Origin of the sequence: Salidesulfovibrio brasiliensis JCM 12178, assembly GCF_001311825.1 — a bacterium.
GTDB lineage: Bacteria > Desulfobacterota > Desulfovibrionia > Desulfovibrionales > Desulfovibrionaceae > Pseudodesulfovibrio > Pseudodesulfovibrio brasiliensis.
On record NZ_BBCB01000051.1, the window covers coordinates 1 to 22,265 of the forward strand.

Below are 22,265 nucleotides of genomic sequence, written 5' to 3' on the forward strand. Positions count from 1 at the left end.
CGATCTCCCGATACCGAACCCAGCGGCAGCGTATCAAACAAAGAACCCGTTCCAACGGCCCGCCTGCGGAACCAATCCATCATCCGCAGGAAGATGAAACGCCACGGTTTCCCGCCAGCCGGAACAGCGAGCGGTTAGATGCTGATCACCAGCGGCACCACAACGGGGTCGCGGTCGAGAACGCGGCGGAAGAAGCGGCGCAGGGCGGAGCGGATGCGTTCTTTGAGTTTCTTGGTGGCTCCGGGGGGGATGTTTTCGTGCACGTCGAGAACGATGCATTTGGCGTCTTCGAGAAGGTGGGCGTACTGCTGTTCGAAGACGAAGCCTTTGGAGACGATCTCGGGGCCGACGCTGATTTCGCCGGTGTTTTCGTCCACGACGAGCAGGACGATGACCATGCCTTCGCCTGCGAGAAGCTGGCGTTCCTTGAGGACGGTCTGGCCCACGTCGCCGACGCCTTTGCCGTCCACGAGAATCTTGTCGGCGTGCACTGTTTCCTCGAAGCGAATGCCGTCCTCGAAGAAGGTGACGGGGTTGCCGTTTTCAACGACGAGGGCGCGTTCGTCCGCCACGCCGCAGTCAACGGCGAGGCGCTTGTGCTTGACGAGGTGACGGTATTCGCCGTGCACTGGGATGAAATACTTGGGCCGCACGGTCTCAAACATGATGCGCAGTTCTTCGCTGTGGGCGTGGCCCGAGGCGTGGATGCCCTGAACGCGTTCGTAGAGCACTTCCGCGCCGAGCTTGTAGAGCCGGTTGATGACTTTGGTGATGGCGCGCACGTTTCCGGGGATGAAGCGCGAGGAGAGCAGGACGAGGTCGCCTTCCTTGACGGCGAGCTGGCGGTGTTCCCCGGTGGACATGCGCGAGAGGGCGGCGAGGGGTTCGCCTTGCGAGCCGGTGACGAGGAGTACGACTTCATCATCCTCGTAGTCGGGGAGGTCGTCTATGGTGATGAGCGTGTCCGACGGGATACGCATGTAGCCGAGATCCCGGGAAAGGTCGATGTTGCGGGCAAGGCTCTTGCCGCTGACGGCCACTTTGCGGTTGCAGGCTTCGGCGAGGTCGAAGACTTCCTGCATGCGCTGGATGTGGCTGGAGAAGAGGGTCACGAGAATGCGACCGCGCGCGCTGTTGAAGATTTCGCGCAGGGACGACTGGATTTCCCGTTCGGTCAGGGCGAAGCCGGAGCGCTCCACGTTGGTGGAGTCCGAGAGCATGAGCATCACGCCGTCTTCGGAAAATTTCTTGAAGGCCTTGAGGTCGGTGGCGTGGCCGTCCAGCGGGTTGCGGTCGATCTTGAAATCGCCGGTGTGCACGATGCGGCCCGCAGGGGTTTCGATGCCGAGACCGAAGCCTTCGATGATGGAGTGGCAGACCGGGAAGAAGGTGAAGGAGAGGTCGCCGAAGCTGATGCGTTCGTTGTCGGCCACGGGGCAGAGTTCTGCCCACTTGTCGAGTTCGTGCTCGCGCAGCTTGTTTTCCACGAGGCCGAGGGTGAAGAGGGAGCCGTAGACCGGGGCGTTGACCTGCTTGAGCAGCCAGGGCAGCGCGCCGATGTGGTCCTCGTGGCCGTGGGTCAGGATGATGGCCTTGAGCTTGTCCTTGTTCTCGAGAATGTGGGTGAAGGAGGGGATGACCACGTCCACGCCGTAGAGGTAGTCCTCGGGGAACATGAGCCCGCAGTCGACGATGACCATGGAGTCGGGGGTGGAGTAGAGCATGCAGTTCATGCCGATCTCACCCAATCCGCCAAGCGGGGTCACGGTCACTTGGGGTTTGTTATCCATGGGCATTTTCCTTTCTGAGTTGCTGGTAGGCTTCGGTCATCATCTCACGCAGGTCGCTTTTGAACTGTTCGCGCTCCTTCAGGGTATAGCGCGAAGGATCGATGACGGGCAACACCTTGATGCGGACAGGGCGATTCCTGTTGAAAAAGAGCTTGCCGGGCGGCAGGAGGTCGTGAGTTCCTTCAATGACGAAGGGCACCACTGGCAGGCCGGATTTGAGCGCTATGATCATGCCGCCGGTCTTGAAGGGCAGGAATTCTTCCGGATCGTGATTGCGGGTGCCTTCGGGAAAGATGAGCGGGGAGACACCGGTTTTGGTGATCTCCACGGCTTCGTTGAGGCTCTTCATGGCAGAGCGGCGGTTTTCGCGGTCGATGGGGATGTTGCGCGCAACCTTGAGTGCCTTGCCGAAGATCGGGATGTCGAAAAGGCTTTTCTTGGCCACAAAGCGGATGCCGTTGCCGCGAAAGACTGAAAAGATGATCGGGATGTCGAAGTTGCTCTGGTGGTTGCCGATGAAGACATAGTGGCCATTGGGGTCGATGTCTCCGAGGTCTGCCTCGACCTTGACGCCTGCTGCGCGAACGAGTTTTGTGGCCCATTTGATGGGGATTTCGTCGAGGGTCTTTTTATCGGTTCCGTTTTTGGTCTGGAGCATCATCCTGATGCTGTACCAGACGGTCACGGGAATGAGCGTGATGTAGAACAATGCGTTGCGAAGCATCTGTCTTCCTTGTCTATCGTATAGTCATCACTCATTACCGGAAATCGTTGCGCATCACAAGACCGCGTCCTGGCTGGCGGTGGCGGAGCTGGCGGTTCTGGATTGAAAAAGGGCGGCCCGCTTCCGGGCCGCCCTTTGTTTTTCGTGTCGGGTGGTGGCCTATTCTTCTTCGGCCTTCTGGTTTTCGGCGATCACCTGTTCGGTGATGTTCGGCGGGCACTCTTCGTAATGGGAGAATTCCATGAAGAAGGTGCCCTGACCGCCGGTCATGGAGTTGAGCGTCGGCGCGTACTTGAGCATTTCGGACATGGGCACGTGGGCCTTGACCTCGGTGACACCAGCCTGGGAGTCGGAGCCGAGCACTTTGCCGCGGCGGGAGGAGAGGTCGCCGATGACATCGCCCATGAAGGAGTCGGGTACTGCCACGGTGACGGTCATGAGCGGTTCAAGCAGCACGACCTTTCCTTTTTCTGCAGCCTTTTTGAAGGCCAGCGAGCCGGCAACCTTGAAGGCCATCTCCGAGGAGTCGACGTTATGGTAGGAGCCGTCGTAGCAGGTGACCTTGAAGTCGATGACCGGGTATCCGGCCAGCACGCCGCGCTGGGCGGCTTCCTGAATGCCCTTGTCCACTGCCGGGATGTACTGGCGGGGGATCGAGCCGCCCACGATGGCGTCTTCGAATTCATACCCTTCGCCGGAGGCCCGGGGTTCAACGTGAATCCAGCAGTCGCCGAACTGGCCGCGGCCGCCGGACTGCTTCTTGTGGCGTCCCTGCACTTCCTTGGCGCCCACGCGGAAGGTCTCGCGATAGGGGACCTTGGGGGTTTTCAGCAGGATATTGACCTTGGAGCGGCGCTTGGCACGTTCCACGGAAACTTCGATGTGGTTCTGGCCCATGCCGGAGAGCAACACGTCGCCGGACTCCTCATCGCGGGAGAGGCTCAGGGTCACGTCTTCCTCAAGCAGCTTGGCGATGGCCGCGAAGACCTTGTCCTCGTCGCCCTTTTCCTCGGGTGCCAGCGCGTAGGTGATGAGATGCGGGGCGAGCTCGGGCTTGGCGATCTGGAAGTCGTCCTTTTCCGCCACGAGAGTGTCGCCGGTGTGGGTGCTCTTGAGCTTGGCGAGGGTCACGATGCTGCCGGGGCCCATGGGGTCCTTGGTGCCCTTCTGTTCCTTGCCGAGGGACATCTGGAGCTGGCCAATGCGTTCCTTTTCCTCGGTGTTGGAGTTGTGCAGGGTGGTGTCCGCGTTCAGCGTGCCGGAGCAGACGCGCACCACGCTGAGCTGACCGGCAAAGGGGTCGGCAAGGGTCTTGAACACGAAGCAGGAGAGCGGCTCGTCCGGAGAGCTCGCGCGCTCGCCTTCAACGCCCTGCCAGGGCTTGTGTTCAAGCGGGGAGGGCAGCAGTTGCTGGATGGTGTCGAGGATGAGCTGTCCGCCCATGTTTTCAAGGGCGGAGCCGACCACCACGGGAACCAGCTCGCCGGAGGTGACGCCCGCCTTGAGGCCCTTGGTAATCAGTTCCGGGGTCAGCTCGCCTTCCTCGAAGTAGATTTCCATGAGTTCTTCGTCGGATTCGGCGATGTTTTCGACCATGGCTTCGCGCAGCGCGGTGATCTCGTCGGCCATGTCGGCGGGGATGTCGGCTTCGCTGTAGCCGCCCTTGTCGTCGAACATGAGGGCCTTGCCGGAGAGCATGTCCACCACGCCCTTGAAGTCTTCCTTGCTGCCGATGGGATAGTAGAGCAGCACCGGGCGGATGCCGAGCATTTCGGAGAGGCCGTTGAAGGCGGGGTCGAACTCGGCGCGGTCACGGTCCATCTTGTTGATGAAGACCACGGAGGGCAGTTCGGCCTTGGCTACTTCGCCCCAGATTTTCTTGGTCAGGGGCTTGACGCCGTCCACCGCGTCGATGACGAAGACGACGCCGTCCGCGCCCATGATGCTGTAGGACAGGTCGCCGTTGAAGTTGGAGTCACCCGGGGTGTCGATGAGGAAGTGTTTGTTCTTGTCCCATGTGTAGGAAGCGATGCCGGGCTGAATGGAGCCACGGCGCTTGATCTCTTCCGGTTCGTAGTCGAGGACGGTGTTGCCGTCTTCGACTTTCCCGAGGCGATTGGTGGCGCCGGCCTTGAAAAGGATCATCTCGGCGACCGAGGTCTTCCCGCAGCCGCCGTGACCGACAATGGCATAAGTTCTTTGGGTTGTGAGATCCGACATTCTTTACTCCCTCTATATGTGGTAGATTTTTCAATCCAGACGGCCCCGGGGGCACGTCATTGAAATCCGGTTAAGAGATTTTCGACAGTTTAGAGCTATATGAATCGGGCCGCTATCTTGTCAAGTCTGTAACGATCTTCTTCAAAGCGTTTCAGGCGGTTCCAATGGCTTGAACTTGCGGGGGATTCGTGCTCTATTGCATGGACGGAGGATTATGCGATGCCCCTAGTGGACTATGCCGAAGCAGTGGAGCGATTGCAGCGCGGGCTGGGACGGGCGATGGACGAAGAGCCGTGGGTCCTGAACATTCCCGGGAAATCCGTGGCATGCAAGCTCGACCATCTCTACTATCTCGCCGTCATGCCCGCGTTCGTGGAAAAACTTTCGCGTTTTTCTGGAATGATGCCGGAAAAAGTTGTCGAAACATTGGTCAGGACCGGAAATTTCATTACCCGGCCGCCGGAGCGTGAGCCGGTGCTGCCCGTGGGCGTCACATGGGGCGGGCGTGTATATGAAATACGGGCCGCCTTCGTGGAAGCGGATTTCATCGACCGCGCGGCGCGTCTGCACGGCGGCATGGATTCCGGCCTGAACGTCTCGGACCTCAAGCTGACCGCGGCTTCCCGTGAGGCTGTGGAATTGTTTTTTGAAGGCAAGACCCCGCCGCAGGGGCTTGCGTACGCGAAATAATCCGTTTCGGCAGGCGAGTCGGCCTGATCGGAACAATTTGGAATTACTCGAACTGTCTGCTATCTCGGAGCGATGACGGAATCTCTGGAGCACCAACCCCTCAAGATCGGCCAGGCCGCTCGGGAACTGAACCTCAAATCGTACGTGCTGCGGTTCTGGGAATCGGAATTTCCGATGCTGAAACCGATTCGCACCAAATCCGGTCAGCGGCTCTATGGTCCTGAGCAGATGGATGTGTTACGTCAGATAAAGACCCTTCTCTATGACGAAGGGCTGACCATCGAGGGGGCCCGCAAGCGGCTGGAGGACGGGGACCGTCCCGGCACGCTTTCGGAGATTCACACTGAACTCCGGGCCATTCTCAAGCTGCTCGAATGAGTGCCACGCCGCAGGAGGGTGTATGCGCAAGCTGTTGAAGTGGATCATGATCGCCATAGTCATCATAGTCGTTGCTGGCGCGGCCCTTGCCGCCTATGTTGCCAATCGCGTGGAGCCGGAGAACCTCAAGAAAGAGCTGGCCGCCATCGTGCTGGAGCAGACCGGCCGCACCCTGACAATCTCCGGCGACCTTTCCCTCAAGTTCTTCCCGTGGCTCGGTGCCACCATTCACGACGTCAGCCTCTCCAATGCCGATGGTTTCGGTCCCGAGCCCATGTTCGAGGCGGGCAAGGTCGTGGTGGAGGTCCAGGTCATGCCCCTTCTTTCCAAACAGATTCAGATGGGCGACGTAGTGCTGCACGATGCGGCATTTCGTCTCATGCTCGACGCCAGCGGGCGCAGCAACCTTGACGATCTGCTTGATGCGGGCGGCAAGAAAAAAGAGGACGGCAAGAAGGCGCAGGAAGCCGAAGACGGTGTTTCCTACTCTTTCAGCGCGGAATCGCTGGAGGTTGAGTCTCTCGATATCTTCGTGGACAATCGGCAGGACGGACGCAGCTACAGCCTGAAGAACGCCTCGCTGCAGGCGGCACCCGTGGCGCTCGCCACGCCCATGAAGTGCAGCATGGATTTCGGTTTCGGCATGACGGACCCGCAGATGAACCTGAAGGCGCGGCTTGAGACCGTAGCCACCGTCGATCCGGATAACGATTCGTACCTGCTCCGCAAGATTACCGGCGTTGCGGATATCACCGGCGAGGTGCTCAAGGGCGGGCAGGGGACGCTGCGCATGGACATGGACTCCATCGCCATCAAGACCGAGCCGCAGGTCGTCAACGGCAAGGACATGGTCATTATTGCGGATGTCTCCGGCGAGTTGCTTGAAGGCGGGCAGGGCAGACTGCACATGAACATGGTTCCATCGCCATCAAGACCGAGCCGCAGGTCATCAACACCAAGGATATGGTCCTTACCGCCACCGTGATGATGGATTCGCTTCCCGGCGGCGAACTACAGGCCGATCTCAAGGCTGCGGATGCATCGCTCAATCTGGACAAGCAGGGCCTCAAGCTCCCTGAGTTCATCCTGACCGCTTACGGGGCCACCATTTCCGGCAGCGCCGAAGCGGGCAACCTTTTCGGCAAGGTGAACGGAACGGGCACGCTCAAGCTGGCCGAATTCTCCCCGGCCGCTACCCTGAAGAAGATGGGCGGCACGCTCCCCGAGATGCAGGACCCGGCGGCCCTGACCTCCGCTTCGGGCGAACTGGAGCTGACCTACCGTGACGACAGCCTGAATGTGGAGCCGTTTGTGCTCAAGCTTGACGGGCAGAACCTTGCGGGCAAGTTGACCGTGGATAATCTTGAAAACCCGGCCATTCTTTGTCGGGCGGAGCTGGATTCTTTTGATCTGGACCGCTACCTCCCGCCGCGTGACAAGGCGAAAGAGGCCGAGAAGGAAGCGGAGACCCCCAAGCCGGAAGGCGAGGCTGGGCAGGGCGATGACGAGCTGATTCCCGTTGAGACGGTCCGTGAACTGAATCTGGACGCCATGGCCAGCGCCGATTATCTCAAGCTCAAGGGCATCCAGCTTGCGGATGTGAAGATACACGTGCAGGCCAAGGATGGGCGCGTGGTGGTCAAGCCGTTCAGCTTCAAGGGCTACGAGGGCGCAATCACTACTGCGGCAATCGTGGATGTGGCTGGCGATACTCCGCACTCCGGCGTGGCCGTTCACGTGAACGGCCTGAACGCGGGCCCGCTCGCCAAGGACTTTGCCGGGCGCGACGACATCGCCGGGAACGTGGACCTGCACCTGGTCGCCGACGGGCTGGGCAATACGGTCCCCGCCATTTTGGAAACCCTCGGCGGCACCTTCAAGGTGGACTTGCAGGACGGGGTCTTTCCGGGCGTTGACCTTGCCGGGCTTGCCCAGAAAACCAAGTCCGAAAAGGACAAGGGCGGCACCATCGAGGCCGACTCCAAAGGCAAGACCAAGTTCGGCAGCATCACGGGCAGCGGCGTCATCGACAAGGGCGTTGTCACGAACAAGGACCTGAGTCTGATGGCTCCCAACCTGCGCGCCATCGGCGATGGCACCGTGAACCTCGCTTCGCAGAAGCTCAACTACACCGTGCTCGCCAAGCTGGTGGCCTCGTCCAAGGGGCAGGGCGGTCTGTCGTACAACGAGCTCACCGGCATCGCCATCCCGGTGCATCTGGGCGGCACGCTTTCCGATCCGTCGTGGTACGTTGACGTGACCCAGTACGTGAAGATGCTCGGCGGGGCCGTTGTCGGTACCGTGGGCGACGTGCTCTCGGGCGTGGGGAACATCCTCACCCTCGGCGGGGTCGGCAAGCAGCAGGAGGAGCAGCGCAAGGAGCGGCGCAAAGCGCTTCGCGTCGATGACGATCCTGAACCGACCATTCGCGAACTGGAAGCCCGGTTCTAGAGCTCACTGGTTCGGTTTTAACCTGATCGTCACCTGTGGCGGCTTGTAGCGGGTGCAGGGTCGCGTATCATGCGCTGCTTCAAAGGAGGAACGCATGACCCGAGTTCTATTTCTCTGCACCGGCAACTCCTGCCGCAGCCAGATGGCCGAGGGCTGGGCCCGGCATTTGCGCGATGACGTGGAGGCGTATTCCGCAGGCGTGGCAACGCACGGACTGAATCCGGACGCCGTGACGGTCATGGCCGAGGCCGGGGTGGACATAACCGCCAACCGCTCCAAGCTCATTGACGATCTGCCGGATGTCACATTTGATTACGTCGTGACGTTGTGCGGCCATGCGGCCGAGAACTGTCCTTTCTTTCCGGGTTCCGCAAAGCGCGTGCATCGCGGCTTTGACGACCCTCCGTCCCTTGCAGAAGGCGTGAGCGATGAACAGGAGCGGCTCGACATCTACCGTCGTGTGCGCGACGAGATTCGCGCCATGGTGGAAGGGATTCCGGGAAATCTCGAAGACTAGCCGACCACGGCTCAGCCTCCGCCGACCAGCTCGTTCAGCTTGAAGTAGGCGTCCTCGAGCGAGGACTGCTCCGAGACGAGTTGCTGCAGGTAGCCGTTGATGGGGCCGACCATGGATATGGCGCGGTCCACTTCGGCGTTGGCGCCTTTCTGGTACGCCCCGATGTTGACCATGTCCTCAACCCGCTTGAAGGTGGCCATGAGCCTGAGCATGGTGCGGCCATCCTTCTGGACCTGATCCGGCGTGATGTCGGAGCGCAGACGACTGACGCTCTTGAGGACGTCGATGGACGGGTAGTGCCCCTGGTCCGCCAGTTCGCGGGTCAGTACGATGTGGCCGTCGAGGATCGAGCGCACGGCGTCGCAGACCGGCTCGTTAAAGTCGTCGCCGTCAACAAGCACCGTGTACACGCCGGTAATGGAGCCGTTCTGGTTCTTGCCCGCACGCTCCAGAAGCTGGGGCAGGTGGGCGAAGACGCTCGGTGTGTAGCCGCCACGGGTGGGCGGTTCGCCCGCGGCCAGCCCGACCTCTCGACCTGCCATGGCAAAGCGGGTCACTGAGTCCATCATCAACAGCACGTCCTTGCCCTGATCGCGGAAAAATTCGGCTATGGCGGTGGCGGTGTACGCCGCGCGCATGCGGATGAGCGGGCTTTTGTCGCTTGTTGCCACGACCATGACGCTCTTTGCCATGCCTTCTTCGCCGAGGCTGTTCTCCATGAACTCCACAACCTCTCGGCCACGTTCGCCCACGAGCCCGATGACGTTCACGTCCGCCTCGGTGTAGCGGGCCATCATGCCCATGAGGGTGGACTTGCCCACGCCGGAACCGGCCATGATGCCGATGCGCTGGCCCTTGCCGAGGGTCAGCAGGCCGTTGATGGCGCGTACGCCCACGTCGAGCGGGTCGTGGATGCGCGGGCGCTCCAGCGGGTTTGGAGCCTCACGGTGCAGGGGGACGTAGCCTTCGTGGCCGAACGCGCCCTTGGCGTCCATGGGTTCGCCGAAGGCGTCCACGGCGCGACCGAGCAGGCCATGTCCCACCGGAATGACCGGCGGAACGTTTGAGTTGCGGATGAGGCTGCCGGGGCCGACGCCGCGCATGTCCTTGTAGGGCATGAGCAGGCATGCGCCGTCGCGAAAGCCCACCACCTCGGCGGCGATGGGGTCTGATTTGTCGTCGGGGATGAGATGGCAGACCGCGCCGAGCGGGGCCTTGATGCCCTGTCCTTCGGCGATGAGCCCAACGACCTTGGTGACCTTGCCGAAGGTCTGGCAGGCGTCGAGGCTTTCAAGAAGATTGATGCAGTCGTTGCAGTCGATGCCCATGGCTTATCCGGCGGAATCGTCCTGCCCGGCGCGGGCCACGGTGAGCTGGTCGAGAATGGGTTCAACGCCCTCCCAGCGGGCGGCCACGCTGTTGTCCACCTTGCTCTGGCCGGTTTCCACGATGACGCCGCCCATTTCGAGGGACGCGTCCGGGACAACCTTCCAGTGCTTGATGCCGGGGTTGCGCTCCTGAGCCTGCGCAAGCAGTTCGTCGAGAAGCTCCTGATCCTGCGGGGCACAGCGGACCGTGAGTTCCCGTTGGCTTTCCAGCCGGTCCACGGCCTCGTTCAGCAGGGCCGTCAAAGATTCGACGCGGTGCTCCTCAAGCTCGATGCCGAGCGTCTTTGCCACGGCGAGCTTGACGAGCGCTACGAGGTCGTCGCGGCGGGAAGCCCAAACTTCCGAGCCTGAGTGCTGAGGGATTCGATGGCCCCCTGAAAAGTCTCGCCGAGGGTCTGAACGTGCTGGTCCAGCTCGCCCTGCGCCTTGGCAATGCCTTCATTGTAGCCTTCCTCGTGGGCGCTGGCCTTGATCTGTTCGGCCTCCTGCATGGCCTTGGCAAGGATGTCCTTGGCCATGGCCTGCGCGCGGCTGCGAACCCGGGCGAGATACTCGTCGTTGACCGAGTCGTCCCAAAGCAGCGAGCGCTTGCCCTCGAGTTCCTGAACGGTCATTTCGTTTGGGCCGGGGGTGTCCATGCCCATGATGACGCGACCGGTGACCGGGCTGCGTTCCTGTATTTCTCTGGTATCAGACGAAGACATCGCCACTACCTCTGCTGATGACTATCTTGCCCTCGTCCTCAAGCCTGCGCACGGTCTTGACGATGTTCTGCTGCGCTGCCTCGACTTCGGAAAGCTTCTTGGGCGGCATGATTTCGAGGTCTTCCTTGATCATTGTGCTTGCACGCTCGGACAGGTTCTTGAAGAATTTCTCGGCCAGTTCGTCGCTGGCACCCTTGAGGGCCACGGTGAGGTCCTCGTTGGAGACTTCCTTGAGAAGTTCGCGGATGGCCACGTCGTCCACCTGCTTGATGTCTTCGAAGACGAACATGAGGTTTCGGATGTCTTCTGCCATCTGGGTGGACTCCTCTTCGATCTCGGAGAGGACGTCTTCCTCGGTGTTCCTGTCCACTGCGTTCAGAATTTCCGCAACGGCCTGTACGCCGCCGACCTTCTTGCCTTCCTTGCCGCCCATGGCGATGAGCTGGCTTTGCAGGACCTTGTCGACTTCCATGAGCATGTCCTCCGCAACGGCTTCGAGCTTGGCAAGGCGCATGAGCACTTCGGCGCGCACGCCTGCCGGAAGGTTGCTGATGAGTTCGGCCGCCTGATCCGGGTGCAGATGCCCGAGAATGAGCGCCAGGGTCTGCGGGTGTTCGTTGCGCAGAATCTGCGCGAGAATCCGCGGGCTGACGTTTTCCAGCTCCTGGAACGGGGTGGGGCCGGTGTCCAGATCGAGCATGTCCATGATGTACTTGGCCGTTTCCGCATCCAGAGACTTGGTCAGCAACCGCTTGACCTGTTCCGGACCGCCCACGAGGAGTTCCGCGCCGTAAGCGAGCGCCTCGTTGTATTCCTTCAGGACGTCGAGCACCTGTTCCTTGGGGATCGAGTCGGTTTCGAGCATGGCCTTGGATACGGCCGCTATCTCGTTTCGCTCGAGGCGCTTGAAGACGTCCGCCGTAAACTTTTCGCCCATGGCGAGCAGTACGATGGCGGTTTTCTGGGGTCCGGAAAAGTCGCTCACGGTCTAAGCCTCCTGAATGAGCCAGTTCTTGAGCAGACGCACGGCTTGATCCATGTTCTCCTCGGAGAGCTGGGCGGCGTGGGCCTTGGCATTCTCCAGACGACGGGTGGTGTCCAGAGCTTCCTCGTCCACTTCGTCCTCTTCCAGTGCCAGACGGTCCGCGCCGGGCAGGCCCGCCATTTCTTCCACCTCGTGCTCGGTGACGCGCGGGCGGATCAGGGCCATGATCACCGGTCTGACGACCAGGATCAGGAAGAGGAAGATCAGTACGCCGTTGAGGAAAGGCTTGCCGAGGCGCTGCGCGTATTCCAGCATGGTGCGCATGAGCGTCTGGCTGTCGATTGCTTCGGGTTCGCCGAAGGTGACGTTGGTCACTTCAACCGCGTCGCCGCGCACGCTGTCAAAGCCGATGGCGCTGGATACCAGATCTCGGATCTTGGCCATTTCTTCTTCGCTGCGGGGCTGGTAGTCGAAGCCGCCTTCCTCGTTTTCCACGTACGTGCCGTCAACGATAACCGCAACGCTCAGTCGCTGCAACTCCCCGACGGGGGCAATTATGTTTTCTTCCTGCTTGTTGATCTCGAAGTTGGTGGTGCGGGTCTCGCGGTTGGAGTTCTGGGTGGTCTCCGTGCCGGTGAAGCCGTCGCCGCGGAAGTTCACGTCAGGCTCACCGCCGCCGAGGGAGGCCGCGCCCTGCGTGGATTCCTCGCTGCGGGTTTCGGAACGGACCACGGAGCCGTCCGGGTCGTAGGTTTCCTTGCGGATGGTCTTCTGGCTGAAGTCCATGTCCGCGTTGACGCGGGCGATGACCTTTTCCGGGCCGACCACGGGGCCGAGCAGTTCCATGATGCGCCGTTCGAGCTTGCGCTCGTAGGAGCCCTTGTACTCCATCTGCGTGGTGGAGAGGCCGATGCCCGTCTCGTCATCCTCGGGCTCGTAAAGCGGGCGGCCCTTCATGTCGGTGACGGTGATGTGCTTGTTGTCGAGCCCTTCCACGGCCATGGTCACGAGATTGACGACGCCCTGAATCTCTTTTTCGTTGAGCTTGCCGTCGTTCTTGAGCTTCAGGACCACGGAGGCCGTGGGCGGAACCTGTTCTTCGATGAACAGGCTCTTGTCCGGGATGACAAGGTGGACGCGGGCGCGTTCCACCTGCGGAAATTCGGTAATGGTGCGTGCCAGTTCGCCCTGAAGCGCGCGGGTGTAGTTGACGTGCTGCACGAAGTCGGTCTGGCCGATCTTCATTTCGTCGAAGATCTCAAAGCCGATGCCCTGACCGTGGAGGTCGCCTTCACCGGCGATCTTCAGGCGCAGTTCGTAAACGCGGTCGGCGGGGACGAGGATGGTGCCGCCGTTGTTCTCAAGCTTGTAAGGCTCCTTGGCGGCCTGCAGCATGCTGACGACCTTGGAGGCGTCTTCGGGATACAGCTTGGTGTAGAGAACCTTGTAGTCCGGCTTGTTCATCCAGTAGACCATCATGATGAACGCGATGATGACGGAAATCGCCAGCCCGGCGATGAGAATGCGCTGGGACGTGGTTCTGTCGGTCCAGAAGCTGTTTACCTTGTTCCAGAGGTCTGTGATGAAGCTCGGCATGGTTCCTCTCCCCTAATAATGAATCGTCGGTCCGGGTTGCGTTCACGTTCTGCGGCTAGAAAGACATCCGCATGATTTCCTGATAGGCGGTCATGACCTTTGTCCGCACCGCGGAGGTCATGGACATGGCAAGACCGGCCTTCTGCATGTGGATCATCAGCTCATGCACGTTCTGGTTCTTGCCCGAGGCGAATTCCTCGATCATCTTCTTCTTGGTGCCCTGCATCTCGTTAACCTTGAGAACCGAGTCCTTGACGGTGTCGGAAAACGGGGTGCGCGGTTCTTCGGGCTTCTTGAGGGCGTTGGAGACCTTCTCATTCATGACCCGCTGCTGCTTCTGCTGCTCGAGGGCCCTGCCGTATGCCTGCATTGCTACTGACTTGACGTTCATGAGAGCCTCCCTTTTAGCCCTGTCCGATCATCAGCGCCCTGCGGAACATCTGCTTGACGGACTGAACAGTCTGGACGTTTGCTTCGTAGGAACGGGTCGCGGTGACCATGTTGGCCATTTCCTCGACCACGTTGATGTCGGGGTAGAACACGTATCCCTGCTCGTTGGCGTCTGGGTGGGTGGGTTCGTACACCTGCTTGAAGGGCCTGTTGTCGTTGACCACGCCGGTGACCTTGACGCCGTGCAGGTCGCGGTTCTTGCGGTCCCACATGGCCTGATCGAAAGGCGAGTACACGGGCGTGGACTCCATGGAAACGCTCTTGCGGCGATAGGGGCCGCCTTCCATGGTCCGCGTGGTGCGGGCGTTGGCGAGGTTCATGGAGATGACGTTCAGATACGCTCGCTGCGCCTTGAGCCCGGAGGCTCCAACGTCGAGTGCTGTCATGAAATCCATTGCTACCTACTCCGGCCTGGATGATCTTCTCCATGCCTCGGAAATTCTTCTTAATGACCTGTGTCAGGGCCTGGTACATCATGGCGTTCTTGGAAAGCACCGCCATTTCCTTGTCGATGTCCACGGGGTCTTCGCCGTAGACGTAGTGCGGATCGAATTCCTTCTCGCCCTCGCCCTGAAACTTGTTTGCATGGAACGTTGCGGGAAGATGGTCCTTCTCCGTCCGGGTCATCTTGCCGCGCTGGTCCAGATTGAGCGCCTTCTGCAGCTTGTCTTCAAACTCCAGACGGCGAACCTTGTAGTTCGGGGTGTTCTGGTTGGCGATGTTTCCGGTGACAACGTTTTGACGTTCGAGCCGGAGGTCCAGCACCTTGGCGGTGATGTTGATATGGGATCCGAAAAGTCCTTTCATTCCTTGTTCCTCCTGACTTGGAAGCCGTTTTCTCTGCAGACGGGGAAAATTGTTCCGTCCGTTGCTGGCGGCTATCAAGCAAGGGGCGTTCCAACGTGTTCAAGTGTTTGATTTAACAAAATTAATTGTGAATGCACTCCGGGGGAAGCACAAATCATATTCAGGAGTGTCAAGGATGCGGCTTTCTGACAGGCGGCGGCAGGGAGTAACTGGTGGGAAAGACTGCCTCATTTTGGGCGTCTTGAAAAAAAAGTTCTTTTATTTTAGAGCTTTGATTGATTTTCTTGACTCGAATGACGTTGTTTTTTTGCTGTTTGGCACGCACGTTGCTTCAGTGAGGGGCAGGCAAAATCGCCAGCAAAAATGCCGCCCTGTGAGGAAGGGCGACACATCCTACTGGAGGGGAAATGTCATGAGTGGTCATCTCGATTACGAAATCAACAAGGAACTTGGTGAGTGTTACCTGTTTATGGGTGAACTCGAAAAGGCCGAGGAATACTATCTCAAGGCGATAGGATCCAACGGCATCCATTCCGACCCGTACATCGGTCTCGCTACCGTGGCCGTGCAGCGCGGCGCCCTTGAAGAGGCGCTGAAGCACTACGGCAAGGCTCACGAGATCGAACAAACGGACAAAAGCTTTTCCGGCATCGCGCTCATCCGCATGGAGCTGGGGGATCATGAAGAGGCATTCTCCATGTTCTCCAAGGCTCTGGAAGCGAACCCCGAGAACATGGTCGCGCTTTTCAGCCTGATCAGGCTCGGACATGAGCTCAACCGCCTGGGCGAGATCGTTCCCTACCTTGAGAACTATCTCGAAGTGGACGCCGATAACAAGGAAGTCCGCTACTCTCTGGCCGGATGCCTCGTCTGCATGGAGAGAAAGGACGAAGCCCGCAAGCATCTGGAAATGATTCTTGAAGCCGACCCCGAGAACGAGGCGGCTCTGGAACTCATGGGCCAGATTCAGGCGTAGCCGAGGATATCTCCCCTCCCCGTTGGTCCCCCGCGCCGGGCGCATTGGGCGTCATGCGCGTGGGGGACCAGCCTTCCCTCAAGACGGAGGCCGGGACGGGAATCGCCAGACGGGCAGCCACACTCAGCGGGCCGATCGCGCCGCTTGCCTTTGCTGTGCAAATCCGGCACAACCACCCGAAAACATCAGGGGGTTGTGAATGGACCTGTTGCAAGTAAAGCGCGCCATCTTGAGCGTCACCGACAAAACCGGCCTTGTGGAATTCGCCACGTTCCTTTCCGAGAACGGCGTGGAACTCGTCTCCACGGGCGGCACCAAAAAGAAACTCGCCGACGAGGGCCTTCCGGTCACGTCCGTCAGCGAAGTCACCAATTTTCCCGAAATCATGGGCGGCCGGGTCAAGACCCTGCACCCCAACGTTCACGCGGGCATCCTTGCGGACAAGGATAACGCCGATCACATGCGCACGCTGGCCGATCTGGATATCCAGCCCTTCGACCTCATCTGCGTGAACCTCTACAATTTTGCCGAGGCGGCCAAGAAGGGCCTGCCCCTCAGGGACGCCGTCGAGCAGATCGACATCGGCGGCCCGTGCATGCTCCGCGCGACCGCCAAGAACTTCCACAGTATCGCCGTTGTTCCCGGTCCGCAGCACTATGACCGCGTGACCGAGGAATTGAAACAGGGCGGGCTGACCCTCGGCCTTCGCAAGGAGCTGGCCACGGAGACCTTCCGCCTGACCAGCGAGTACGACGGCATGATCGCCGAGTACCTTTCCACGCACGACGCCTGATGACGCGCCCCGCAGGATGATCCTGCGGGGCGTTTTTCATTGCCATACCGTGCCTGCATCGCATACATACGTGTTCTGCCAGCCCGTTGGCGGCGGTAACAGCGCGTCACGGCGCGGAAACAGGAGAACACGGCCATAGCACAGAAAGCGCGCGGCAATACGCAGGGGTTGAAACCGAGTCAGCTCAAGAAGCTGAACCGGCTTTATTTTCGTTCCTATCCAGCCGATACCGGCTACACCGTGGAGCAGGCCCGGGAGCTGGCCGCTGTCAGCCGCGAGATCGGCCGACAGGTCGCGCTGCTCGTCGATCGCAGCGGCAAACCGTTCCTTGTGCTTGTGGGCGACGCTTCCTCCATCTACATTCCCGAGCTGCCCCGCGCCCGTCTCGGCTCCCGCCGTCTGCGCGGGCTGCGGCTGCTGCATACCCATCTCTCCGGCGAAAAGCTGACGCAGGAAGACCTCATGGACATGGTTTTTCTGCGGCTGGACAGCATCTGTGCGCTGATACTGGAGCAGGGCGAACCCTCACTGGCGCAGGTCGCCTACCTGATGCCCCCGAACCCCGAAGGGAAAAGTTACGAACTGCTGACGCCCGAGCGCTGGGACAGGCTGGACGTGGACCTTGGGGCCACGGTGGAGGCGCTTGAGGACGAGCTTGCCCGGACCATGGGCGTGCAGGATGTGGACGAGGAAAGCCGCGCCCTGCTGGTGAGCGTGGACACCACGCCGAGGCCCGTTCAGGAAATTTCGCTTGAAGAACTCTCCGACCTCGCCGAGACCGCCGGGCTGGAAACCGCCGGGACCATGATCCAGCGGGTTCGCAAGCTCAACCCCAAGTTCATCATGGGCAAGGGCAAGCTCGCGGACCTTGAGGTGCAGGCCCTGCAGGGCGACGCCGGGGTCATCGTCTTCGATCAGGACCTGTCGCCCGCCCAGATTCGCAACCTCGCCGAAGTCACCGAACGGAAGATCATCGACCGCACCCAGCTCATTCTGGACATCTTTGCCCAGCACGCCACCAGCCGATCCGGGAAGCTGCAGGTGGAGATGGCCCAGCTCAAGTACGCGCTGCCGAGACTTGTAGGGAAAAACCGGGCCATGTCCCGGCTGGTGGGCGGCATCGGCGGCAGGGGGCCGGGTGAAACCAAGCTCGAAATCGACCGCCGCCGCGCGCGCGACAGGCTGACCCGCCTCAAGAAGGAGCTTTCACAGGTCAGAAAGCGCAGGGGCCAGACCCGCGAACGCCGGGCCAAGGCCGGGCTGCCCATCGTCTCGCTGGTGGGCTACACCAACGCGGGCAAGTCCACGCTGCTTAACACCCTGACCGGCTCAGAGGTTCTGGCGGAAAACAAGCTCTTCGCCACGCTCGATCCCACGAGCCGCCGTATCCGTTTTCCGAGGGAGCGGGAGATTGTTCTCACCGACACGGTCGGCTTCATCCGGCGGCTGCCGCCTGATCTTCAGGAGGCCTTCCGCGCCACGCTGGAGGAGCTGGACTCCGCTGATCTGCTTGTGCTGGTGGCCGACGCCTCGCATCCGGAAGTGGAGGAGCAGGTCAACGCGGTGCGCTCCATCCTCAATGAAATGAAGCTCGACGACACGCCGAACATCCTCGTCCTCAACAAGTGGGACAAGCTCGACGCCGAACAACGCGAGATCATGCGCAACGTCTACCCGGATGCCTGTGCGTCTCCGCGCTGGACCGCAACTCCCTCCAGTCGGTTGTCGATGCCATTCTTGATGTGGTCTGATTGAAAACGATGGCCTGTAACCGATTGAAAATCAATCGGAATGGTCCAGAACATGCTGGCAGGCACCACCGGTTTCCGCTCCGTCGAAGGATGCCCCATCCTCGATGGGTTCTACGTGGATGGTGATCTGCGCGCGCGTCAGCTTTTCCTTGATGTCATCCTCGATGAAACAGCACAGGTCGTGGGATTTCTCCACGGTCATGTCTCCCGGCAACAGCAGGTGGAAGTCGATGAAGCGGTTCGGCCCGGCCTTGCGGGTGCGCAGGCCGTGGAATACAGCGTCTTCGCCCGCGACCTTGCGGATGGATTCCGCGATGGCGTGCAGCTCCTCTTCGGGAAGCGCATCATCCATGAGTCCGGAGACGGAACGCTTTACCAGTTGCACGCCGGTCCAGACGATGTTCAGGGCCATGATGGTGGCGATGATCGGGTCGATGACCGAGTATTCCGGGAAGATGAACAGCAGGCAGAGGCCGAGGACCAGTCCAATGGAGGTCCAGACGTCGGTCAGCAGATGACGGGCGTCGGCCTCCAGCGTGATGGAGTCGAATCGCTTGGAGGCCCGCAGCATGATGCGGGCGGTAACGAAGTTCACTCCTGAAGAAGCGATGGCCAGAATCAGACCCGGCCCGAGGCTGGTGAGCGGGCGGGGGTGCATGAAACGGTCGAACGCGGCAAGGGCGATGCCGACCGCCGCCACGATGATGAGCATTCCCTCTACACCGCTGGAAAAATATTCCACCTTGCCGTGTCCGTATGCGTGGTCGTCGTCGGCCGGACGCAGGGCGATGGTGATGGCGGTGAGCGCCATAATGCCCGCCGCAAGGTTGATGAGCGACTCGGCAGCGTCGGAAAGCAGCCCCACGGAGTCGGTCATGGCCCATGCGCCGAACTTCATGCCCAGCGTGAGAAGCGATGCGGCAACCGAATACCATGCGTAGCGGATGGGGGAGTCCGTGGGTGTGGAAGCGGGCATGTGCATTGTCTTGTCTCACTCCGTTTGATGGACGATAGCCCGATTAATCACGCGCAGGCAATGCGGAATTTTGTCTCCGGCGGCTCAAGAACCTTTTTGCAAAAGGTTCTCGAGACTCTCCAAAATCTTTTGTGTTGCCTTCGGCAGGGGAGTTCGTTGGCGATAAGGGAGAGTCTCTCAGGGCGAGAGCCGTATGACAGATGGGTTCTTGCGGACTATAGCTCTTGAGCCTCCCGAAGGTCGCAGCGGGCATGAAAAAGCCCGCCGAAGCGGGCTGTTTCGGTCTATTCGTTATCCAGATCCTTGAACTTCGACTTGCGCCACGGCTTCTCTTCGCCGCTGGCGAGCCGCTGGATGTTCTCCCGGTGTTTCCAGAAAATCAGCAGCATGATGATCATGGCCACCGGCAGGAATTCGAGGTTGCCGGTCAGGATGGTCAGGACGGGCAGGGCAACCGCGAAGGTCAGTGAACCCATGCTCACGAAGCCGGAGAGAAGGACTGCGCCGATGCAGGCGGCTGCGGCGAACAGGGTGATCCAGAAGGACGCACCGAGAAAAACGCCGACCGAGGTGGCGACAGCCTTTCCGCCGCGCCATTCGAGAAACGGCGAGTAGGCGTGGCCGAAAACCGCTGCCAGCATCACGAGGCTGACAAAGAACCAGCCGCCGTGCTGGGATGCCATCAGCACGGGGAGGAATCCCTTGAGCAGGTCCAGCACGAGGACCACGACGCCGTATTTGAATCCGCACAGCCGGGCCACGTTGGTGCGCCCGTGTTTCGGCTTCCGGCCTGACGCGGATCGATGCCCTTGAACGTGCGGGCGATGTAGAGCCCGAAAGGCAGGGAGCCGAGAAAGAAAGCGAAAACGATGAGGATCAGTTTCATGCGGGGTCTCCTTTATGTTGTTCCCGCCCCGTTCTTTACCTGTTTTGAAGGGGCTTGAAAAGACCTGTCGGTCATCCCGGTCGCTTCACGGCCGGGCGAATGTGGGCAATGACGCGCTTGAGGGCTTCCTCGGATTCCTCGGTGCACAGCTCGGGCACGGTGTCGCGCTCCACGTGCATGACTGCGCCACAGGGGCACATTTCCACGCAGGCCGGGCCGAGGCCGATGTCGCGCCGCCCGGCACAGAGGTCGCATTTGCGTACGGCCACACCGGTTCTGGTCAGGAAGAGTGCACCGAAGGGGCAGGCAAGAATGCATTGGCGCGTTTCGCAGCCCCGGCAGAGCATGGGCTGGAGCACCAGCGCACCGTCGCGGTCGCGAACCAGCGCGCCCTTCTTGCAGGACTTGGCGCACGGCGCGTCCTCGCAGTGCCGACAGTAGAGGGGCACCATGAGGCCGTCGCGGGTGCGGGTCATGTGGATGCGCGGGGTGTCGTGGATGAAGCCGCAGACCGCTTCGCAGGTTTCGCAGCCGATGCAGCGGGAGTAGTCGACGTAGAGGGTCTTCCCGTCCATGATTACCTCCCCACCTTTTCGCTGCCGTGAAACTCGGCTTCGCGGTTCTCGCCCTTGAGGTCCAGCCAGTTGGCCAGCGAGCGGGCGGCCTTGAGGCCGGACTCCACGGCCTTGCCCACCTTGCTGGGGCCGGAGAGCACGTCACCGGCCACGAACACGTTGTCGATGCTGGTCATGTTCAGCCAGCGCACGTCGCCCTTGCGGATGTTTTCCAGCCCGAGCTTTCCGGCAAACGGCGGTGTCGGAATCTCGCCGATGGCGTAAATGACTACGTCAACGTCGAGTACGCTCTCGCCTTCTGGGCCGGAAACGCGCATGCCTTCGACATGGTCGTCGCCGAGAATCTCCAGCGGTGACGTCTTTTCCATCCATCTGATGCCCAGTTCCTCCAGCCGGTCGATCTCGAAAGTGCCGCAGGGTGCGTCGTTTCGCGTGCGGCGGTAGACCACCGAGACTTCTGCCGCGCCGAGATGGTTGGCGCTGTGGGCCGCGTCCATGGCGGAATGGCCCGCGCCGATCACGGCCACGCGCTTGCCTTCCACCTTCGGAACCGTGACGTCCGGACGGGCGTAGCGGGCCGCGCGGATGGGGAACAGGAATTCGAGACCGGAGTAAACGCCGGGCAGTACCTCGCCGGGGAGCCCCGGCTTGCGGGATTTCCATGCCCCGGTGCAGATGAGCACCGCGTCGTGGTCGTCCACCAGTTCACCGAGTCCGATCATTTCGGCGGAGAAGTGGTCGCCCTCTTCCTCGTGCAGCGGGGCAGAGCAGCAGACCTTGGTGGCACAGTGGAAATTGACGCCGAGGCGGCGCTCCAGAATCCGCACGCCCGCGTCGATGCGCTCGGACGGGATGCGGTGGGACGGGATGCCGAAGGTCATCAGTCCGCCCGGTGAGGGCAGCTTGTCATAGGCGTCCACCTGATAGCCTAGCCCGCCGAGGTATCCGGCGGCGGCAAGGCCGGACGGCCCCGCGCCGATGATGGCGACCCTGCGGCCGTTCGGCGGCAGCGGATCGTCGCGCAGGAAATTGAAGTTCATGGCGTTCATGAAGTGGCCTCCAGAGGGTTTTCCGGACCGCAACTATTATTCTTCAAGTGCTTCCACGACCTTGATCTCGTTGGTGAGCGGGTCGATTTTGCCGAAGCGGATGGCGAAGCGCTGGCCCGGATAGAGCTTGTCCCCAAGCAGCTTGATGGGCGCGCGGACGTTGATCTGCATCTCGGGCATTGCGAGGTTCGGCAGCGGGCCGTGCTCGTCCGCCACGAGTGCGGAATGGAATTCGTTTTTGCGAAGCGAAAGATAGTGGAGCTTCCAGTACCGGGGCCGGAACCGCTGCACCTGCGACACGGACTGGATCCGGGCCGAGAGGTTTGGCAGCAGGGCGTCGAGTTCGTCGAGGCTCAGGCGCGGTTCGCCGTCCTTGAGGAACGATTCGATTTGGGCCGCGTTCAGGAAGTCGGTGTAGCGTCTGAGCGGCGAGGTGGCCGGGGCGTAGACGTCCACGCCGAGAGCCGCGTGGGGCTTGGGCGTGGTTTCAAGGCTCGTGGGCGCGAGCAGGCGGACCACGGCGGCGATGTCGGCCGGGTCGGTGAAGATGCCCGCGGCC

General features: G+C 61.0%; 22 protein-coding genes and 2 pseudogenes. 8 read left to right on the forward strand and 16 right to left on the reverse strand.

What is annotated here, in order from left to right; genetic code table 11:
- Positions 1-134 precede the first annotated feature (134 nt).
- From JCM12178_RS11835 to fusA, 3 genes are all read right to left on the reverse strand, one after another.
- Entirely contained in the window at positions 135-1,790 is a 1,656-nt protein-coding gene (locus tag JCM12178_RS11835; RefSeq protein ID WP_054651621.1) for a ribonuclease J, read from the reverse strand.
- Positions 1,783-2,514: a lysophospholipid acyltransferase family protein gene (locus tag JCM12178_RS11840; protein WP_054651623.1), complete on the reverse strand. Its 732-nt coding sequence runs from the start codon at positions 2,512-2,514 to the stop codon at positions 1,783-1,785. Before JCM12178_RS11840 ends, JCM12178_RS11835 begins: the two co-directional genes overlap by 8 nt.
- Positions 2,515-2,673: 159 nt before the next feature.
- Positions 2,674-4,734 (reverse strand): elongation factor G, encoded by a 2,061-nt coding sequence (gene fusA / locus JCM12178_RS11845; protein WP_054651625.1) that lies wholly within the window; start codon positions 4,732-4,734, stop codon positions 2,674-2,676.
- 219 nt (positions 4,735-4,953) lie between these two features.
- Here fusA and JCM12178_RS11850 point away from each other — a divergent pair, with 219 nt between their 5' ends.
- From JCM12178_RS11850 to JCM12178_RS11870, 5 genes are all read left to right on the forward strand, one after another.
- Positions 4,954-5,424 carry a hypothetical protein gene (locus JCM12178_RS11850; protein ID WP_054651627.1) on the forward strand — a complete coding sequence of 157 codons (471 nt, stop codon included), beginning with the start codon at positions 4,954-4,956 and terminating at the stop codon, positions 5,422-5,424.
- Positions 5,425-5,496: 72 nt separating this feature from the next.
- Positions 5,497-5,802 carry a MerR family transcriptional regulator gene (locus JCM12178_RS11855; protein ID WP_054651629.1) on the forward strand — a complete coding sequence of 102 codons (306 nt, stop codon included), beginning with the start codon at positions 5,497-5,499 and terminating at the stop codon, positions 5,800-5,802.
- Positions 5,803-5,824: 22 nt separating this feature from the next.
- A complete protein-coding gene (locus tag JCM12178_RS11860; protein ID WP_054651631.1) occupies positions 5,825-6,787 on the forward strand; it encodes an AsmA family protein in 963 nt (320 codons plus the stop codon).
- Positions 6,766-8,253, forward strand: coding sequence for an AsmA family protein (locus JCM12178_RS11865; protein ID WP_054651633.1), 1,488 nt, complete (start codon positions 6,766-6,768; stop codon positions 8,251-8,253). Before JCM12178_RS11860 ends, JCM12178_RS11865 begins: the two co-directional genes overlap by 22 nt.
- Positions 8,254-8,347: 94 nt before the next feature.
- Positions 8,348-8,770 carry an arsenate reductase ArsC gene (locus JCM12178_RS11870; RefSeq protein WP_054651635.1) on the forward strand — a complete coding sequence of 141 codons (423 nt, stop codon included), beginning with the start codon at positions 8,348-8,350 and terminating at the stop codon, positions 8,768-8,770.
- Positions 8,771-8,781: 11 nt separating this feature from the next.
- Here JCM12178_RS11870 and JCM12178_RS11875 read toward each other — a convergent pair whose 3' ends face one another.
- The 8 genes and pseudogenes from JCM12178_RS11875 to flgB form a co-directional block, all read right to left on the reverse strand.
- Positions 8,782-10,098, reverse strand: coding sequence for a FliI/YscN family ATPase (locus JCM12178_RS11875; RefSeq protein ID WP_054651637.1), 1,317 nt, complete (start codon positions 10,096-10,098; stop codon positions 8,782-8,784).
- Between the two features lie 3 nt (positions 10,099-10,101).
- On the reverse strand, positions 10,102-10,449 hold the full coding sequence (locus JCM12178_RS19775) for a FliH/SctL family protein (RefSeq protein ID WP_054651639.1): 348 nt from the start codon (positions 10,447-10,449) through the stop codon (positions 10,102-10,104).
- A gap of 17 nt (positions 10,450-10,466) precedes the next feature.
- Entirely contained in the window at positions 10,467-10,862 is a 396-nt protein-coding gene (locus JCM12178_RS19780; RefSeq protein WP_245628744.1) for an ATP synthase subunit B family protein, read from the reverse strand.
- Positions 10,849-11,847, reverse strand: coding sequence for a flagellar motor switch protein FliG (gene fliG, locus JCM12178_RS11890; RefSeq protein WP_054651643.1), 999 nt, complete (start codon positions 11,845-11,847; stop codon positions 10,849-10,851). The genes JCM12178_RS19780 and fliG overlap by 14 nt, the downstream gene beginning before the upstream one ends.
- Positions 11,848-11,850: 3 nt before the next feature.
- On the reverse strand, positions 11,851-13,443 hold the full coding sequence (gene fliF, locus JCM12178_RS11895) for a flagellar basal-body MS-ring/collar protein FliF (protein ID WP_054651646.1): 1,593 nt from the start codon (positions 13,441-13,443) through the stop codon (positions 11,851-11,853).
- A 55-nt stretch (positions 13,444-13,498) separates the two neighbouring features.
- Complete coding sequence (fliE, locus tag JCM12178_RS11900; protein ID WP_054651648.1) at positions 13,499-13,834, reverse strand: flagellar hook-basal body complex protein FliE; 336 nt, start codon at positions 13,832-13,834, stop codon at positions 13,499-13,501.
- 13 nt (positions 13,835-13,847) lie between these two features.
- A complete protein-coding gene (flgC, locus tag JCM12178_RS11905) occupies positions 13,848-14,288 on the reverse strand; it encodes a flagellar basal body rod protein FlgC (RefSeq protein WP_054651650.1) in 441 nt (146 codons plus the stop codon).
- A 70-nt stretch (positions 14,289-14,358) separates the two neighbouring features.
- Positions 14,359-14,700 (reverse strand): annotated as a pseudogene (gene flgB / locus JCM12178_RS17860) (flagellar basal body rod protein FlgB); the annotation flags it as partial.
- A 412-nt stretch (positions 14,701-15,112) separates the two neighbouring features.
- Between flgB and JCM12178_RS11915 the strand changes: the two are divergent.
- From JCM12178_RS11915 to hflX, 3 genes are all read left to right on the forward strand, one after another.
- Entirely contained in the window at positions 15,113-15,676 is a 564-nt protein-coding gene (locus tag JCM12178_RS11915) for a tetratricopeptide repeat protein (RefSeq protein ID WP_054651654.1), read from the forward strand.
- A gap of 199 nt (positions 15,677-15,875) precedes the next feature.
- A complete protein-coding gene (locus tag JCM12178_RS11920; RefSeq protein ID WP_054651656.1) occupies positions 15,876-16,469 on the forward strand; it encodes an IMP cyclohydrolase in 594 nt (197 codons plus the stop codon).
- Positions 16,470-16,637: 168 nt separating this feature from the next.
- The gene (gene hflX / locus JCM12178_RS11925; RefSeq protein ID WP_500799075.1) at positions 16,638-18,224 is read left to right on the forward strand and encodes a GTPase HflX; all 1,587 of its coding nucleotides are present in this window, start codon (positions 16,638-16,640) and stop codon (positions 18,222-18,224) included.
- Positions 18,225-18,251: 27 nt separating this feature from the next.
- On the opposite strand, the gene JCM12178_RS11930 is transcribed toward hflX, so the two are convergent.
- From JCM12178_RS11930 to JCM12178_RS11950, 5 genes and pseudogenes are all read right to left on the reverse strand, one after another.
- The gene (locus JCM12178_RS11930; protein ID WP_054651659.1) at positions 18,252-19,202 is read right to left on the reverse strand and encodes a cation diffusion facilitator family transporter; all 951 of its coding nucleotides are present in this window, start codon (positions 19,200-19,202) and stop codon (positions 18,252-18,254) included.
- Positions 19,203-19,480: 278 nt separating this feature from the next.
- Positions 19,481-20,082, reverse strand: a pseudogene (gene plsY / locus JCM12178_RS11935) (glycerol-3-phosphate 1-O-acyltransferase PlsY).
- Positions 20,083-20,153: 71 nt separating this feature from the next.
- The gene (locus tag JCM12178_RS11940; protein ID WP_054651661.1) at positions 20,154-20,657 is read right to left on the reverse strand and encodes a 4Fe-4S dicluster domain-containing protein; all 504 of its coding nucleotides are present in this window, start codon (positions 20,655-20,657) and stop codon (positions 20,154-20,156) included.
- A gap of 2 nt (positions 20,658-20,659) precedes the next feature.
- Positions 20,660-21,706, reverse strand: a complete 1,047-nt coding sequence (locus JCM12178_RS11945; RefSeq protein WP_054651663.1) for an FAD-dependent oxidoreductase — start codon at positions 21,704-21,706, stop codon at positions 20,660-20,662.
- A 36-nt stretch (positions 21,707-21,742) separates the two neighbouring features.
- The coding region (locus JCM12178_RS11950; RefSeq protein WP_157054894.1) for an RNB domain-containing ribonuclease at positions 21,743-22,265 on the reverse strand (523 nt) is incomplete at its 5' end.

Coding starts and splice junctions, on each gene's coding strand:
- JCM12178_RS11835 (WP_054651621.1), bottom strand. CDS start 1,790: ATGGATAACAAACCCCAAGTGACCGTGACCCCGCTTGGCGGATTGGGT.
- JCM12178_RS11840 (WP_054651623.1), bottom strand. CDS start 2,514: ATGCTTCGCAACGCATTGTTCTACATCACGCTCATTCCCGTGACCGTC.
- fusA (WP_054651625.1), bottom strand. CDS start 4,734: ATGTCGGATCTCACAACCCAAAGAACTTATGCCATTGTCGGTCACGGC.
- JCM12178_RS11850 (WP_054651627.1), top strand. CDS start 4,954: ATGCCCCTAGTGGACTATGCCGAAGCAGTGGAGCGATTGCAGCGCGGG.
- JCM12178_RS11855 (WP_054651629.1), top strand. CDS start 5,497: ATGACGGAATCTCTGGAGCACCAACCCCTCAAGATCGGCCAGGCCGCT.
- JCM12178_RS11860 (WP_054651631.1), top strand. CDS start 5,825: ATGCGCAAGCTGTTGAAGTGGATCATGATCGCCATAGTCATCATAGTC.
- JCM12178_RS11865 (WP_054651633.1), top strand. CDS start 6,766: ATGGTCCTTACCGCCACCGTGATGATGGATTCGCTTCCCGGCGGCGAA.
- JCM12178_RS11870 (WP_054651635.1), top strand. CDS start 8,348: ATGACCCGAGTTCTATTTCTCTGCACCGGCAACTCCTGCCGCAGCCAG.
- JCM12178_RS11875 (WP_054651637.1), bottom strand. CDS start 10,098: ATGGGCATCGACTGCAACGACTGCATCAATCTTCTTGAAAGCCTCGAC.
- JCM12178_RS19780 (WP_245628744.1), bottom strand. CDS start 10,862: ATGTCTTCGTCTGATACCAGAGAAATACAGGAACGCAGCCCGGTCACC.
- fliF (WP_054651646.1), bottom strand. CDS start 13,443: ATGCCGAGCTTCATCACAGACCTCTGGAACAAGGTAAACAGCTTCTGG.
- fliE (WP_054651648.1), bottom strand. CDS start 13,834: ATGAACGTCAAGTCAGTAGCAATGCAGGCATACGGCAGGGCCCTCGAG.
- flgC (WP_054651650.1), bottom strand. CDS start 14,288: ATGGATTTCATGACAGCACTCGACGTTGGAGCCTCCGGGCTCAAGGCG.
- JCM12178_RS11915 (WP_054651654.1), top strand. CDS start 15,113: ATGAGTGGTCATCTCGATTACGAAATCAACAAGGAACTTGGTGAGTGT.
- JCM12178_RS11920 (WP_054651656.1), top strand. CDS start 15,876: ATGGACCTGTTGCAAGTAAAGCGCGCCATCTTGAGCGTCACCGACAAA.
- JCM12178_RS11930 (WP_054651659.1), bottom strand. CDS start 19,202: ATGCACATGCCCGCTTCCACACCCACGGACTCCCCCATCCGCTACGCA.
- JCM12178_RS11940 (WP_054651661.1), bottom strand. CDS start 20,657: ATGGACGGGAAGACCCTCTACGTCGACTACTCCCGCTGCATCGGCTGC.
- JCM12178_RS11945 (WP_054651663.1), bottom strand. CDS start 21,706: ATGAACGCCATGAACTTCAATTTCCTGCGCGACGATCCGCTGCCGCCG.